Source organism: Pseudomonas fuscovaginae SE-1 (assembly GCF_000364705.1).
Lineage (GTDB): Bacteria > Pseudomonadota > Gammaproteobacteria > Pseudomonadales > Pseudomonadaceae > Aquipseudomonas > Aquipseudomonas fuscovaginae_A.
Map to the genome: position 1 here is coordinate 1 of NZ_AQOH01000078.1, position 14,397 is coordinate 14,397.

General features: G+C 63.3%; 17 protein-coding genes. 14 read left to right on the forward strand and 3 right to left on the reverse strand.

Annotated elements, in window-relative coordinates:
- Positions 1-54: 54 nt before the first annotated feature.
- From K675_RS0108990 to K675_RS0109010, 5 genes are all read left to right on the forward strand, one after another.
- Positions 55-435: a gamma-butyrobetaine hydroxylase-like domain-containing protein gene (locus K675_RS0108990; RefSeq protein WP_017903186.1), complete on the forward strand. Its 381-nt coding sequence runs from the start codon at positions 55-57 to the stop codon at positions 433-435.
- A gap of 244 nt (positions 436-679) precedes the next feature.
- Positions 680-2,359 (forward strand): class II poly(R)-hydroxyalkanoic acid synthase, encoded by a 1,680-nt coding sequence (gene phaC / locus K675_RS0108995; RefSeq protein ID WP_017903187.1) that lies wholly within the window; start codon positions 680-682, stop codon positions 2,357-2,359.
- 136 nt (positions 2,360-2,495) lie between these two features.
- Entirely contained in the window at positions 2,496-3,353 is an 858-nt protein-coding gene (gene phaZ / locus K675_RS0109000; RefSeq protein ID WP_017903188.1) for a poly(3-hydroxyalkanoate) depolymerase, read from the forward strand.
- Between the two features lie 128 nt (positions 3,354-3,481).
- Complete coding sequence (phaC, locus tag K675_RS0109005; protein WP_026145049.1) at positions 3,482-5,164, forward strand: class II poly(R)-hydroxyalkanoic acid synthase; 1,683 nt, start codon at positions 3,482-3,484, stop codon at positions 5,162-5,164.
- A gap of 224 nt (positions 5,165-5,388) precedes the next feature.
- Positions 5,389-6,009 (forward strand): TetR/AcrR family transcriptional regulator, encoded by a 621-nt coding sequence (locus tag K675_RS0109010; RefSeq protein ID WP_017903190.1) that lies wholly within the window; start codon positions 5,389-5,391, stop codon positions 6,007-6,009.
- 198 nt (positions 6,010-6,207) lie between these two features.
- Here K675_RS0109010 and K675_RS0109015 read toward each other — a convergent pair whose 3' ends face one another.
- The 3 genes from K675_RS0109015 to K675_RS0109025 form a co-directional block, all read right to left on the reverse strand.
- Positions 6,208-7,095 carry a phasin family protein gene (locus K675_RS0109015; protein WP_017903191.1) on the reverse strand — a complete coding sequence of 296 codons (888 nt, stop codon included), beginning with the start codon at positions 7,093-7,095 and terminating at the stop codon, positions 6,208-6,210.
- 10 nt (positions 7,096-7,105) lie between these two features.
- The gene (locus K675_RS0109020) at positions 7,106-7,528 is read right to left on the reverse strand and encodes a phasin family protein (RefSeq protein ID WP_017903192.1); all 423 of its coding nucleotides are present in this window, start codon (positions 7,526-7,528) and stop codon (positions 7,106-7,108) included.
- Positions 7,529-7,718: 190 nt separating this feature from the next.
- Positions 7,719-7,994 carry a polyhydroxyalkanoic acid system family protein gene (locus K675_RS0109025; protein WP_017903193.1) on the reverse strand — a complete coding sequence of 92 codons (276 nt, stop codon included), beginning with the start codon at positions 7,992-7,994 and terminating at the stop codon, positions 7,719-7,721.
- 157 nt (positions 7,995-8,151) lie between these two features.
- On the opposite strand from K675_RS0109025, the gene ubiE reads away from it, so the two are divergent.
- The 9 genes from ubiE to K675_RS0109070 all read left to right on the forward strand — a co-directional run bounded on the left by ubiE (position 8,152) and on the right by K675_RS0109070 (position 14,234).
- Positions 8,152-8,922 carry a bifunctional demethylmenaquinone methyltransferase/2-methoxy-6-polyprenyl-1,4-benzoquinol methylase UbiE gene (gene ubiE, locus K675_RS0109030; protein ID WP_017903194.1) on the forward strand — a complete coding sequence of 257 codons (771 nt, stop codon included), beginning with the start codon at positions 8,152-8,154 and terminating at the stop codon, positions 8,920-8,922.
- Positions 8,922-9,539: a ubiquinone biosynthesis accessory factor UbiJ gene (locus tag K675_RS0109035; RefSeq protein ID WP_017903195.1), complete on the forward strand. Its 618-nt coding sequence runs from the start codon at positions 8,922-8,924 to the stop codon at positions 9,537-9,539. The genes ubiE and K675_RS0109035 overlap by 1 nt, the downstream gene beginning before the upstream one ends.
- A complete protein-coding gene (gene ubiB, locus K675_RS0109040; RefSeq protein ID WP_017903196.1) occupies positions 9,536-11,140 on the forward strand; it encodes a ubiquinone biosynthesis regulatory protein kinase UbiB in 1,605 nt (534 codons plus the stop codon). The genes K675_RS0109035 and ubiB overlap by 4 nt, the downstream gene beginning before the upstream one ends.
- Positions 11,141-11,220: 80 nt before the next feature.
- Entirely contained in the window at positions 11,221-11,613 is a 393-nt protein-coding gene (gene hisI, locus K675_RS0109045) for a phosphoribosyl-AMP cyclohydrolase (protein ID WP_017903197.1), read from the forward strand.
- Positions 11,614-11,615: 2 nt separating this feature from the next.
- Positions 11,616-11,948, forward strand: a complete 333-nt coding sequence (locus tag K675_RS0109050) for a phosphoribosyl-ATP diphosphatase (protein WP_017903198.1) — start codon at positions 11,616-11,618, stop codon at positions 11,946-11,948.
- 25 nt (positions 11,949-11,973) lie between these two features.
- Positions 11,974-12,243, forward strand: coding sequence for a twin-arginine translocase TatA/TatE family subunit (locus K675_RS0109055; RefSeq protein ID WP_017903199.1), 270 nt, complete (start codon positions 11,974-11,976; stop codon positions 12,241-12,243).
- A 10-nt stretch (positions 12,244-12,253) separates the two neighbouring features.
- Positions 12,254-12,742 (forward strand): Sec-independent protein translocase protein TatB, encoded by a 489-nt coding sequence (gene tatB / locus K675_RS0109060; protein WP_017903200.1) that lies wholly within the window; start codon positions 12,254-12,256, stop codon positions 12,740-12,742.
- The gene (tatC, locus tag K675_RS0109065) at positions 12,739-13,530 is read left to right on the forward strand and encodes a twin-arginine translocase subunit TatC (RefSeq protein ID WP_017903201.1); all 792 of its coding nucleotides are present in this window, start codon (positions 12,739-12,741) and stop codon (positions 13,528-13,530) included. The genes tatB and tatC overlap by 4 nt, the downstream gene beginning before the upstream one ends.
- Entirely contained in the window at positions 13,527-14,234 is a 708-nt protein-coding gene (locus tag K675_RS0109070; protein WP_017903202.1) for a 16S rRNA (uracil(1498)-N(3))-methyltransferase, read from the forward strand. Before tatC ends, K675_RS0109070 begins: the two co-directional genes overlap by 4 nt.
- Positions 14,235-14,397: the final 163 nt, after the last annotated feature.

The window sequence follows — 14,397 nt, forward strand, 5'->3', positions numbered from 1 at the left end:
CCGCTCCCACAAAAAAGAGGGGAAGGTTCTTACAACGACAGGTCCGCGCTCGTCATGACTACCCGAATTCCTACCGCCATCAACCTGCACAAGGCCTCGAAAACCCTGACCCTCAAGTACGGTCCGGGCGAGGAATATCACCTGCCCGCCGAGTTCCTGCGGGTGCACTCTCCCTCCGCCGAGGTCCAGGGCCACGGCCAGCCGATCCTGCAATTCGGCAAGCTCAACGTCGGCCTGAGCAAGATCGAACCCGCCGGCCAGTACGCACTGAAACTGACCTTCGATGACGGTCATGACAGCGGCCTGTTCACCTGGGATTACCTCTACCAGCTCGCCTGTCGTCAGGATGACTTGTGGGCCGAGTATCTTGCCGAACTCAAGGCAGCCGGAAAATCCCGCGACCCTTCCGAGTCGATCGTCAAGTTGATGCTCTAAACCGGGCATCTTGCCATTTGGGGCGTATTTTCTAATCTGTTCTGATCCAATACCCGGAAGCAGCGGCTGACGTTCGGCCCGCTTGCGAAAAAAATTAAACTCGGGTAACCAATGGACTTGGCAAGTCCCGTGCATTTAACGATGCGCAATCAACCGGTCACCCGAGCAGCAGTACTTGGCATTCGTTGTGCCTGGTCGCACAGTGTTTACCCGGTACTCGTCTCAGGACAATGGAGCGTCGTAGATGAGTGACAAGAACAGCGATGACCTCAAGCGTCAGGCCTCGGAAAACACCCTGGGCCTGAACCCCGTCGTCGGCTTGCGTAGAAAGGATCTTCTGACTTCGGCACGAATGGTACTGGCCCAGACCATCCGGCAACCCATCCACAGCGCCAGACACGTCGCCCATTTCGGCCTCGAACTGAAGAACGTGCTGTTCGGCAAGTCCGAACTGCAGCCAGACAACGACGACCGGCGCTTCGCCGACCCGGCGTGGAGCCAGAACCCGCTCTACAGGCGCTACCTGCAGACCTACCTGGCCTGGCGAAAGGAGCTTCATGACTGGATCGACGACAGCTCGCTCCCGGCCCAGGACATCAGCCGCGGACACTTCGTCATCAACCTGCTGACCGAAGCCATGGCCCCGACCAATACCGCGGCCAATCCGGCGGCGATCAAGCGCTTCTTCGAGACCGGCGGCAAGAGCCTGCTCGACGGCCTGTCGAACCTGGCCAAGGACCTGGTGCACAACGGCGGCATGCCCAGCCAGGTCAACATGAGCGCCTTCGAGGTCGGCAAGAACCTCGGCACCAGCGAAGGCGCCGTGGTGTTTCGCAACGACGTGCTGGAGCTGATCCAGTACGGGCCGACCACCGAGCAGGTGCACGAACGCCCGCTGCTGGTGGTGCCACCGCAGATCAACAAGTTCTACGTCTTCGACCTCAGCCCGGACAAGAGCCTGGCGCGCTTCTGCCTGCGCAGCCACCAGCAGACCTTCATCATCAGCTGGCGCAACCCGACCAAGGCGCAGCGCGAGTGGGGCCTGTCGACCTACATCGAGGCACTCAAGGAAGCCGTCGACGTGGTCTGCGCGATCACCGGCAGCAAGGACGTCAACATGCTCGGCGCCTGCTCCGGGGGCATCACCTGCACCGCCCTGCTCGGCCACTACGCGGCCCTGGGCGAGAAGAAGGTCAGTTCGCTGACCCTGCTGGTCAGCGTGCTCGACACCACCCTGGACACCCAGGTCGCGCTGTTCGTCGACGAACAGACCCTGGAAGCCGCCAAGCGCCACTCCTACCAGCAGGGCGTGCTGGAGGGCAGCGACATGGCCAAGGTGTTCGCCTGGATGCGCCCCAACGACCTGATCTGGAACTATTGGGTCAACAACTACCTGCTGGGCAACGAACCGCCGGTGTTCGACATCCTGTTCTGGAACAACGACACCACCCGCCTGCCCGCCGCGTTCCACGGCGACCTGATTGAAATGTTCAAGAACAACCCACTGGTACGCGCCGACGCCCTGGAAGTGTGCGGCACGCCCATCGACCTGAAAAAAGTCGACGCCGACATCTTCGCCCTGGCCGGCACCAACGATCACATCACGCCGTGGAAGTCCTGCTACAAATCGGCGCAACTGTTCGGTGGCAAGGTCGAATTCGTGCTGTCGAGCAGCGGCCACATCCAGAGCATCCTCAACCCGCCGGGCAATCCCAAGTCACGCTACATGACCAACGAGGAGATGCCGGCCAAGGCCGAGGACTGGCAGGAAAACTCCACCAAGCATACCGACTCCTGGTGGCTGCACTGGCAGGCCTGGCTGGCGGCTCGCTCGGGCAAGCTGAAGAAATCGCCGACCAGCCTGGGCAACAAGGCGCACCCACCGGCCGAGGCGGCGCCGGGCACTTACGTGCACGAGCGCTAGACCGATGTCCTTCTGGTAGGCGCGTGGCTTGCCCGCGAAGCTTTCAGCGCTTTCGCGGCCGCATTCGCGGGCAAGCCATACTCCCACAGAGGGCAGTGTCGAAGCAGAAAGCCGACTCAACCACAGGGCCCGCAGTATGCCGCAACCGTTCATTTTCAAAACCATCGAGCTGGACGGCCAGACCATCCGTACCGCGGTTCGCCCCGGCAAACCACACCTGACGCCACTGCTGATCTTCAACGGCATCGGCGCCAACCTGGAGCTGGTGTTCCCATTCGTCCAGGCGCTGGACCCGGACCTGGAGGTCATCGCCTTCGACGTCCCCGGCGTCGGCGGCTCGTCCACACCCAGTCGCCCCTATCGCTTTCCCGGCCTGGCCAAGCTCAGCGCGCGGATGCTCGACTACCTGGACTATGGCCAGGTCAACGCGGTTGGCGTGTCCTGGGGCGGCGCGCTGGCCCAGCAGTTCGCCCACGATTACCCGGAGCGTTGCAAGAAGCTGATCCTGGCGGCCACCGCCGCCGGTGCGGTCATGGTTCCGGGCAAGCCCAAGGTGCTCTGGAACATGGCCAGCCCACGCCGCTACATCCAGCCATCCCACGTCATCCGTATTGCCCCGACCATCTACGGCGGCGCCTTCCGCCGCGATCCGCACCTGGCCGCCGAACACGCCGCCAAGGTGCGCTCGGCCGGCAAGCTGGGCTACTACTGGCAACTGTTCGCCGGCCTCGGCTGGACCAGTATCCACTGGCTGCACAGGATCCGCCAGCCGACCCTGGTCCTGGCCGGCGACGATGATCCGCTGATTCCGCTGATCAATATGCGCCTGCTGGCCTGGCGTATTCCCAATGCCCAGCTACACATAATCGATGACGGCCATTTGTTCCTGATCACCCGGGCCGAAGCCGTGGCGCCCATCATCATGAAGTTCCTCGACGAAGAACGGCAGCGTGCCGTCATGCACCCGCAACCGGCGCCGTTCAAGAGCACCTGAGGCGACCGATTCGCCACGTGCCCTGCGCCAGGACGTCGACAGGGCACAACAGCGCCGGGGAGAAAGGACAGCCCCGGCCTGGCGCGAAGTATCGGTTGATCCGCCTGATGACGAAGGAGTGTTGATTCATGCCAGAAAAATCAGCAACGGGGACGCTCCCCGCCCCCGCTGCCCCCATCAACGCACAGAATGCGATTACCGGTCTGCGCGGCCAGGATCTGTTTTCCACCTTGCGCAACGTTGCCACCCACGGCCTGCGTAATCCTCTACACACGGCCCGACACGCGATGGCCCTGGGCAGTCGGTTGGGCAAGGTGCTGCTTGGCGAAACGCCGCACCAACCCTGTCCGCGCGACTCGCGCTTCACCGACCCGGCGTGGAGCCTGAACCCCTTCTACCGACGCGGCCTGCAGGCCTACCTGGCCTGGCAGACCCAGGTCCGGCACTGGATCGACGACAGCCGGATGAACGACGACGACCGTGCCCGGGCACACTTCGTCTTCAACCTGCTCAACGATGCCGTGGCGCCATCCAACACGCTGCTCAACCCGGTGGCGATCAAGGAGCTGTTCAACTCCGGTGGCAACAGCCTGGTACGCGGCATCAGCCACCTCGTCAACGACCTGCTGCACAACAACGGCCTGCCCAGCCAGGTCACCAAACACTCATTCGAGGTCGGCAAGACCGTGGCCACCACCCCGGGCTCGGTGGTGTTTCGCAACGAGGTGCTGGAACTGATCCAGTACCGGCCCATGAGTGAAAGACAATATGCCAAGCCGCTGCTGATCGTGCCGCCGCAAATCAACAAGTACTACATCTTCGACCTCAGCCCGGCCAACAGCCTCGTGCAGTACGCACTGAAGAACAGCCTGCAGGTCTTCATCATCAGTTGGCGCAACCCCGACATCCGCCACCGCGAGTGGGGCCTGTCGACCTACGTAGAAGCGGTGGAAGAGGCCATGAATGTCTGCCGGAGCATTACCGCCAGCCGCGAGGTCAATCTGGTCGGCGCCTGCGCCGGAGGCCTGACCATCGCCGCGTTGCAGGGCTACCTGCTGAGCAAGCGGCAGTTGCGCCGGATCGCCAGTGCCACCTACCTGGTCAGCCTGCTCGACAGCCGACTGGACACCCCGGCGACCCTGTTCGTCGACGAGCAGACCCTGGAGGCCGCCAAGCGCCGCTCCTACCAGCAAGGCGTGCTGGACGGTCGCGACATGGCCAAGGTGTTCGCCTGGATGCGGCCCAATGACCTGATCTGGAACTACTGGGTCAACAACTACCTGCTGGGCAAGGAGCCGCCGGCTTTCGACATCCTCTACTGGAACAACGACCACACCCGCCTGCCGGCCGCTCTGCATGGCGACCTGCTGGATCTGTTCAAGCACAACCCGCTCAGCCATCCCGGCGGGCTGGAAGTCCGCGGCACGCCGATCGACCTGCAGAAAGTCACGGTCGACAGTTTCAGTGTCGGTGGCATCAACGACCACATCACGCCGTGGGACGCGGTCTATCGCTCGACGCTGCTGCTGGGGGGAGAGCGCCGCTTCGTGCTGTCCAACAGCGGCCATATCCAGAGCATCCTCAACCCGCCAGGCAACCCCAAGGCCAACTACATCGACAACCTCAAACTGAGCAGCGACCCGCGTGCCTGGTACTACGATGGCAAGCAGGTACAGGGCAGTTGGTGGCCGCAATGGCTGGAATGGCTCCAGGCCCGCTCCGGCGCCCTGAAGGACAGCCAACTGGCCCTCGGCAATGCCAGGTACCCCACCATGGAGGCTGCACCCGGCACCTATGTGCGGGTGCGTTGACTATCACCGGACACGGCTGCCCGGCAGCCGTGGCAAATGGACGGCTAGCGGCCTGTGTGGCTAATTCGCATACTCCACTTCGGCCCACGTCTTTGCCAGGCTGCGTTGCCATTCCTCGCCGTAGCCCGGCTACGACTTGTCATGGCGCCTTGCCTGGCAAACCCTTGGACTCGAATCTGAGTATCCGAATTAACCGTACAGGCCACTAGACCTAAGAAGACTGGATGAAAACCCGCGACCGGATTCTTGAATGCACGCTGCGACTGTTCAACCAGAAAGGCGAACCGAATGTCTCGACCATGGAGATCGCCAATGAAATGGGGATCAGCCCGGGCAACCTGTACTACCACTTCCATGGCAAGGAACCCCTGGTGCTCGGTCTCTTCGAGCGTTTCCAGGCGGAGCTGACCCCGTTGCTCGACCCGCCGGCGGACGTCGAGCTGGCGCCCGAGGACTACTGGTTCTTCCTGCACCTGATCGTCGAGCGTCTGGCCCAATACCGCTTCCTGTTCCAGGACCTGTCCAATCTGGCCAGCCGCCTGCCCAAGCTGGCCCGGGGCATTCGCAACCTGCTCAACGCCCTCAAGCGCACCCTGGCCTCACTGCTCGCGCGGCTGAAAGCCCAGGGGTTCATCCTCAGCGAAACCCAGGCACTCGGGCAACTGGTCGAGCAGATCACCCTGACCCTGCTGTTTTCACTGGACTACCAACGGATCCTGGGGCGCGAGGGCGAGGTGCGGCTGGTGGTGTACCAGATCATGATGCTGGTGGCGCCACACCTGCTGCCACCGGCACGGCTGGCGACCGAGCGGATGGCCCTGCGTTATCTCGAAGACCACGAATAGAACACCGTCCCGTGAGAGCCGGATTCATCCGCGAAGACGTTGCTGCCCACTCCGACGTCCTCGCGCGCATACACGACCATTGCATGCGACTCGCCTCTGTAGGAGCCGGGCTTGCCCGCGAAGAGGCCAGACCTGAGCCCCCCAAACAAAAAAGCCCGACCTTCACAGGCCGGGCATTTTCATGACACCAGGCGCCACTCAGGACTGAGAGGTCGGCACCGATGGAGCTGGGGTCGCAGCCGGAGCGGCGGCGGCCGGAGCCACCGAGTTGGTGCTGGCTGGGGCCACTGCCGGTTTTGCGGCGGCGGGGGCCGCAGGCTTGGCTACGGCTGCCGGCTTCGCCGCCGCCGGTTTTTTCGCAGCGGCTGGCTTCGCGGCAGGTTTGGCCGCCGGTTTTGCAGCAGCGGGTTTTGCCGCGGGCTTGGCTGCCGGTTTCGCCGCAGGCTTGGCCGCAACCGGTTTGGCTGCAGGCTTCGTGGCAGGTTTGGCTGCCGCCGTCTTGGCAGCGGGTTTTGCGGCCGGCTTGGCCGCAGTTTTCGCTGCAGGCTTGGCCGCCGCGGTTTTGGCCGCTGGCTTGGCGGCTGGTTTAGCGACGGCGGCCTTGACCAGCGGTTTGGCCGCCGTCTTCGCCGCGGGCTTGGCTGCCGCCGTCTTCGTCGCCACCGGCGTCACTTTCTGACCGGTGAGTTGCTCGATCTGCTTGGTCAGGGTGTCGACCTTGCTGTGCAGCGCCTTCACCTCATGACGGCTGGGCACGCCCAGGCGCGAGATGGCGCTGTTCAGACGCTTGTCGAACGCCTCTTCCAGCTCGTCCCACTTGCCCAGCGCGCGCTCCTTGACGCCAGTGATGCGCGACTTGGCGGAACCGGCAGAGTCCTTGGCCGCCTCGACGGTCTTGCCAACGGCGCTCTTGGTCAGTTTCTCGGCCTTCTCGCCATCCTTGACCAGGCTCTCGAACAGCTTGCTGCCGTCACTGTCGATTTTCGAGTACACGCCTAAACCGGCCAGCCAGATCTTGCGGGAATATTCCTCAACCTTCCCGATCCACGAGCTGCCTTCTTTCTCAGTATTCTTTTTGCCAGCCATCCCGTTCTCCTTAATGTTTACGCGCGACACGTTCGAGCAATGCCGTCAACTCATCGAGCTTAGCAGAGAGTGCCTCAACGTCATGTTTAGACGGAATCCCGATGCGATTCAAGGCACTGGCGACACGGCTGTCGAAAGCCTTCTCGACCTTGTCCAGTTGCCCTTCGACCCGGCCCTTGAGACCACTGACATCGCCCTTCACGTTGTCGATCTGGCTGTTGGCGGCTTCGAGCTTCGCCTCGACAGCTTTTTTACCTTCCTTTTCAACGGATTGGCCGGCCTTGACGAGTTCCTGGAAGTACTCGCTGCCTTCCTTGCCGACCTTGGCGTAGGCGCCCAGACCCGCCAACCAGATCTTGCGGGCGTAGAGTTTCACTTCAGCCAGGGCGGTGGGCTGAACGTCGGTTTTTTTCTTCAGACTGACTTTGGCCATGCTGCACCTCACACGAGAACGGTTGGAGGAACTGCCCGCGCAAGCGGGGACTGGAACACAAAGTAGTGACAAAAATTAGAATGGGCACCCTAACCGATGTGGCCAAGGTTCACTTTTGGGAACCGCACTCACCCGTGGGAGCCGGACTCCCACAAGGTTGACCATCCGTGCCGGGTCGGCTCATGCCGATTCAGGCCAGCGCCTTGTCCAGCGCCTTCTCGATCTCGCTCCTGATGGTGCCGCTCATGGCCGACATCAGCATGCCCAGCTCGACATCCACCCTGATCCGGTCCTCGGCGATCGTCACCTCGCCACTGACGCCGGAGCGCTTGAGACTCACGGTATCCCCCGACCAACGCGGCGCCAGGCCATACTGGTCGGCCAGTTTCTGCACCAGCGCCTCGGCTTTCTCCCGCGCACCTGCCAAGCCGAGATGATGGGCACGCTCGACACTAATCCGGGCCATCGATTGACTCCTGTTCCATGAATGTAGGCCGGGCCGGCCTTGAACCGCGCTGCGTCAATCCGCCCCGGTCGCCCACTATACTTACATTCCGCCTTTGCCAAGACAAAGCCGGCTACCGGGATTAGAATGGCCCGCATTCTCTTCTGGTGACAGCGATATGACTGATCAGCGCAAAGGCAGCGATGCCGAACCCACCACCCACTTCGGCTACAAGAACGTGCCGGAAAGCGAAAAGGCCGGCAAAGTCGCCGAGGTCTTTCACTCGGTGGCCGCCAAGTACGACCTGATGAACGACGTCCTATCCGGTGGCATGCACCGCCTGTGGAAGCGTTTCACCATCGAACTGTCGGGCGTGCGCACCGGTAACCGGGTACTGGACATCGCCGGCGGCACCGGCGACCTGGCGGCGAAGTTCTCACACCTGGTGGGCCCCACCGGCCAGGTGGTGCTGGCCGATATCAATGCCTCCATGCTCAAGGTCGGTCGTGACCGCCTGCTCGATCGCGGCGTGGCCGGCAATATCGAATTCGTCCAGGCCGACGCGGAAAAGCTGCCGTTCCCGGACAATCACTTCGACTGCGTGACCATCGCCTTCGGCCTGCGCAACGTCACCCACAAGGAAGACGCCCTGCGTTCCATGCTGCGGGTGCTCAAGCCCGGCGGCCGCCTGCTGGTGCTGGAGTTCTCCAAGCCGACCAACGCGCTGATGTCCAAGGTCTACGACGCCTATTCGTTCGCCTTCATGCCGCTGGCCGGCAAGCTGATCACCAACGACTCGGAAAGCTATCGCTACTTGGCCGAATCGATCCGCATGCACCCTGACCAGGAAACCCTCAAGTCGATGATGGTGGACGCCGGCTTCGACCGCGTGACCTACCACAACATGACGTCGGGCATCGTTGCCCTGCACCGCGGCATCAAGCCCTGATGCTGCTCAGCGGCCTTCTCGCCGGCGTCGAACACGGCCTCAACCGTGTCCTGCGCATGGACAGCACCGCCCTTGGTCGCCTCGGCCACCTGACGGGCAAGGTCATCGAGGTCGACAGTCCGGCCTTGAAGCTGTTCATCCTGCCCAGCGACGAAGGCCTGCTGCTGGCCGCCCACTGGGCCGCCGAAGCCGACTGCATCCTCCGTGCGCCCACCTCCAGCCTGCTCAACCTGGCTCTGAGCAAGGACAAGAGCGCCGTGCTGCATGGTCCGGAGGTGCACCTGGAAGGTGACAGCGCGGTGCTGCTGGACCTCGCCGGCGTGCTGCAGGACCTGGAACTGGACTGGGAGTACGAGCTGTCGCGCTGGCTCGGCCCAGTCGCCACGCAACTGGTCAGCGGCCACCTGCGCAGCCGCGCCGGCTGGTACCGCCAGGGCTTTGCCAGCCTCAACCAGAACCTGGCCGAGTACCTCAGCGAAGAGTCGCGGACACTCGTCGGCAAACACGAGGCCGAAGCCCGTTTCGCCGAACTCGACCGGCTCAAGCTCGATCTAGAACGACTGGAGGCACGTTTCGAACGCCTCTCCCGATCCCTCAATTCCAGCGATAACGCATGAAGCTGCTTGCCGTCCGCCGCCTGTTGCGCATCCTGCGCGTGGTGATCCGCTACCGTCTCGATGACCTGCTGTTCGACCTGCCCCTGCCCTGGTTCCTCCTGGCACTGCGCTTCGCCCTGCCATGGCGCTGGTTCCCGCGCAAGCCGCTGGAGCTGAGCCGTGGAGCGCGGCTGCGCCTGGCCCTGCAGGACCTGGGACCGATCTTCATCAAGTTCGGGCAGATCCTCTCGACCCGCCGCGACCTGCTGCCCGAGGATATCGCCGACGAACTGATGCTGCTGCAGGACCGCGTGCCGCCATTCGACCCACAGAAAGCCGTGGAACTGATAGAGGCGCAGTTGGGCCGCAAGATCAGCGAAGTCTTCAGCCGCTTCGACATCGAGCCGCTGGCCTCGGCCTCGGTGGCCCAGGTCCATGCCGCGCAGCTCAAGAGCGGCGAGGAAGTCGTGGTGAAAGTCATCCGCCCGGGTCTCAAGCCGGTGATTGCCCAGGACCTGGCCTGGCTGTTCCTGCTCGCCCGCGCGGCCGAACGGCTTTCCGCCGATGCACGCCTGCTGCACCCGGTGGACGTGGTCAGCGACTACGAAAAGACCATCTACGACGAGCTCGACCTGCTGCGCGAAGCGGCCAACGCCAGCCAGCTTCGACGCAACTTCGAAGGCTCGGACATGATGTACGTGCCCCAGGTCTACTGGGACTGGTGCCGACCGAAGGTGCTGGTGATGGAGCGCATCTACGGTATCCAGGTCACCGATCTCGCGACCTTGGCCGACCAGCGCACCGACATGAAGATGCTCGCCGAACGTGGCGTGGAGATCTTCTTCACCCAGGTGTTCCGCGACAGCTTCTTCCACGCCGACATGCACCCTGGCAACATCTTCGTCAGCACCGTCAAGCCATGGAGCCCGCAATACATCGCCATCGACTGCGGCATCGTCGGCAGCCTGACCCCGCAGGACCAGGACTACCTGGCCCGCAACCTGTTCGCCTTCTTCAAGCGTGACTACCGCCGCGTCGCCCAGTTGCACATCGACTCGGGCTGGGTGCCGGCCGACACCCGGCTCAACGAGTTCGAAGCGGCGATTCGCACCGTCTGCGAACCGATCTTCGAGAAGCCACTGAAGGACATTTCCTTCGGTCAGGTGCTGATGCGCCTGTTCCAGACCGCGCGGCGCTTCAACATGGAGGTCCAGCCACAGCTGGTACTGCTGCAGAAGACCCTGCTCAACATCGAAGGTCTGGGCCGCCAGTTATACCCGGAACTGGACCTGTGGAGCACCGCACAGCCCTTCCTCGAGCGCTGGATGCGCGAACGGGTCAGCCCGAAAACCCTGCTGGGCAACCTGCAGAGCCAGGTCGAGCAACTGCCGCACCTGGCCAACATGACCCGCGATCTGCTCGAACGCCTGTCGCAGCCCCACGCCGCCGATCCCGAGCCCCCCCACAAAAAGCGCAAGGACGACTGGCTGTTGCGCCTGTTCGGTTCGCTGCACCTGGGTGGTGGCGCGTTTCTCGCCGCCAACGGGCCGCTGCACGAATTGGGTCACTGGCCGGTGGTGGTCATGCTGGCCATTGGTTTGTATCTGGTCGTGCGCCGATAGCCAGCCGGGCTCGCGGCTGGCAAACTGTTCATTCGCCGAGGCCCAACCACGCGGGTTGCGCCCGGTTGTCGGAGTCGAAAATGAAAGACTGGCTGGACGAGATCAAGTGGGACAGCGACGGCCTGGTGCCGGCCATTGCCCAGGATCACAAGACCGGGCGCGTGCTGATGATGGCCTGGATGAACCGCGAGGCACTGCAACTGACCGCTCGCGAGAACCGCGCCATCTACTGGTCACGTTCGCGTGGCAAACTGTGGCGCAAGGGCGAGGAGTCCGGCCATGTGCAGCATCTGCATGAAATGCGCCTGGATTGCGACGCCGACGTGATCATCCTGATGGTCGAACAGATCGGCGACATCGCCTGCCACACCGGCCGCCAAAGCTGCTTCTACCGCGTCTACGAAAACGACGGCTGGAAGACGGTCGACCCGGTCCTCAAGGATCCGCACAGCATCTACGCAGCAGGACACTGAACATGACTGATACCCTGACCCGTCTGGCCCAGGTACTGGAGGAGCGCAAGGGCGCAGCCCCCGACAGCTCCTATGTCGCCAGCCTGTACCACAAGGGTCTGAACAAGATCCTGGAGAAGGTCGGCGAGGAATCCGTCGAAACCATCATCGCCGCCAAGGACGCCGCCACCAGCGGCGACTGCAGCGATGTGATCTACGAGACCGCCGATCTGTGGTTCCACAGCCTGGTCATGCTCGCCCAGTTGGGCCAGCACCCACAGGCCGTACTGGATGAACTGGACCGCCGCTTCGGCCTGTCCGGACACGCCGAGAAAGCCTCGCGCCCGTCCGCCTGAACAACTTTTCGAGAGGAGAAACACCATGGGCATTTTTGACTGGAAACACTGGATCGTCATCCTGATCGTCGTCGTGCTGGTGTTTGGTACCAAGAAACTGAAGAACCTCGGCACCGACGTCGGTGAGTCGATCAAGGGCTTCCGCAAGGCCATGAACGACGACGAGAAGCCGGCCGAGCCGGTGGTTCCGCCAACCGTACAGCCTGCTCAGCCGCAACCCGGCGCGCAGCAGAACGCGCCACACACCATCGATGTGCAGGCACAGAAGGTAGAAGAGCCCCGTAATCATTCGTGAGCACTGACTAATGTTCGGTATCAGCTTCAGTGAACTGCTGCTCGTCGGCCTGGTGGCACTGCTGGTCCTCGGCCCCGAGCGCCTGCCGGGCGCCGCACGGACGGCAGGCCTGTGGGTCGGCCGGCTGAAGCGCAGCTTCAACGCGATCAAGCAGGAAGTGGAACGGGAAATCGGAGCCGACGAGATCCGTCGGCAACTGCACAACGAGCACATCATGTCCCTGGAGCAGGAGGCCCGCAAGATCCTCTCCCCGGTCCAGGAACCCGTGCCCCAGGCCCAGAACCCGGCCCAGCCGATCGCCGAACCGGCAGTCCAGCCGGCCAGTGGAACGCCACCGCCAAGCGAGCTGCCACCGGCCACCGTGCCTCCGGGCGATGCGGTACCGGTGCTCGGTGCCGTCGAACCGGCCCCGCACGTTCCGAACGAAACCGTCACTCACGCGCCGACGCCAAGTGCGCCAGCGTCTCATGACCCTACTGTGCCGCCGCGAGCCCCATGAGCGATTTTCCGGAAAACGACCAGCAGATGCCGCTGGTCTCGCACCTTACCGAGTTGCGCACCCGCCTGCTGCGCTGTGTCGCGGCAACCTTCCTGATCTTTGCCGGGCTGTTCGCCTTCACCCAGCAGATCTACACCTTCGTCTCCACGCCGTTGCGCCAGTACCTGCCGACCGGCGCGACGATGATCGCCACCGACGTCTCCTCGCCGTTCCTGACGCCGCTCAAGTTGACCATGATGGTCTCGCTGTTCCTGGCGATCCCGGTGATCCTGCACCAGATCTGGGGCTTCATCGCGCCGGGCCTGTACAAGCATGAAAAACGCATCGCCGTGCCACTGCTGATATCGAGCATCGTGCTGTTCTATACCGGCATGGCTTTCGCCTACTACCTGGTGTTCCCGCTGATCTTCAAGTTCTTCGCCGCCGCGACCCCGGCCGGCGTCGAGATGATGACCGATATCACCAGCTACCTCGACTTCGTCATGACCTTGTTCTTCGCCTTCGGCGTGGCGTTCGAGATCCCGGTGGCCGTGGTGCTGCTGGTATGGATCGGCGTGGTCGACGTCAAGTACCTGAAGAAGATCCGCCCGTACGTGATCATCGGCTGCTTCGTGGTCGGCATGATCCTGACCCCACCGGACGTGTTCTCCCAGACGCTGCTGGCTGTGCCGATGTGGCTGCTGTTCGAGATCGGCGTGCTGTTCGGCGGCCTGGTCCGCAAGCGTGGCGAGGAGGCGGAAGAAGAAACCGCCGACAACGGCCCGCAGCCGCCAGCGCCGCTCGCGTGAACCTGCTGCTTCTGGAAGAGGCCGACTTCATTGCGGCCGACCGGGTGGTACTGCGCGACCGCCGCCTGACCCATATGCAGGAAGTCCATCGTGTCGCGGTGGGCGACAGCCTGCGGGTCGGCCGGCTCGGCGGACTGATGGGCAATGCCCGGGTCCTGCACCTGGAGGCCGGTGAAGCCCAGTTGCAGGTCAGTCTCGACCAGCCGCCACCGGCCAAGCTGCCGCTGACCCTGGTGCTGGCTCTGCCCCGTCCGAAAATGCTCCGCCGGGTATTCCAGACCGTCGCCACCATGGGCGTGCCCAGGTTGGTGCTGGTCAATAGCTACCGGGTGGAAAAGAGTTTCTGGCAGACGCCTTTCCTCGAACCCGAGGCGGTTCGTGAGCAACTGGTGCTGGGCCTGGAACAGGCCCGCGACACCGTGCTGCCGGAAGTCATCATCGAGAAGCGCTTCAAGCCGTTCGTCGAGGATCGCCTGCCGGCCATCAGCGCAGGCACCCTGGGCCTGGTCGGCCATCCGGGCGCCTACCCGCCCTGCCCACGGGCGGTGGAGGAACCGGTGACCCTGGCCATCGGCCCGGAGGGCGGCTGGATCCCCTACGAGATCGACCTGCTGGGCAAGGCCGGCCTGCAACCGGTGCAGCTCGGCGAACGCATCCTGCGCGTGGAAACCGCCGTCACCGCTCTGCTCGCCCGCCTGTTCTGAACGAATCGCCCAGGCCTGCGCCAGCAGACCCGTGAAAGCCGATATCCCACACAGAAGATCAGTTCCCACGGATTCCGTGGGGCGCACTGAATGATCGCGACGCTACAGAATCGCTCTACGCCGCCGATACAACGGCAATATTGGAAATCCGTCCGCCATCAGG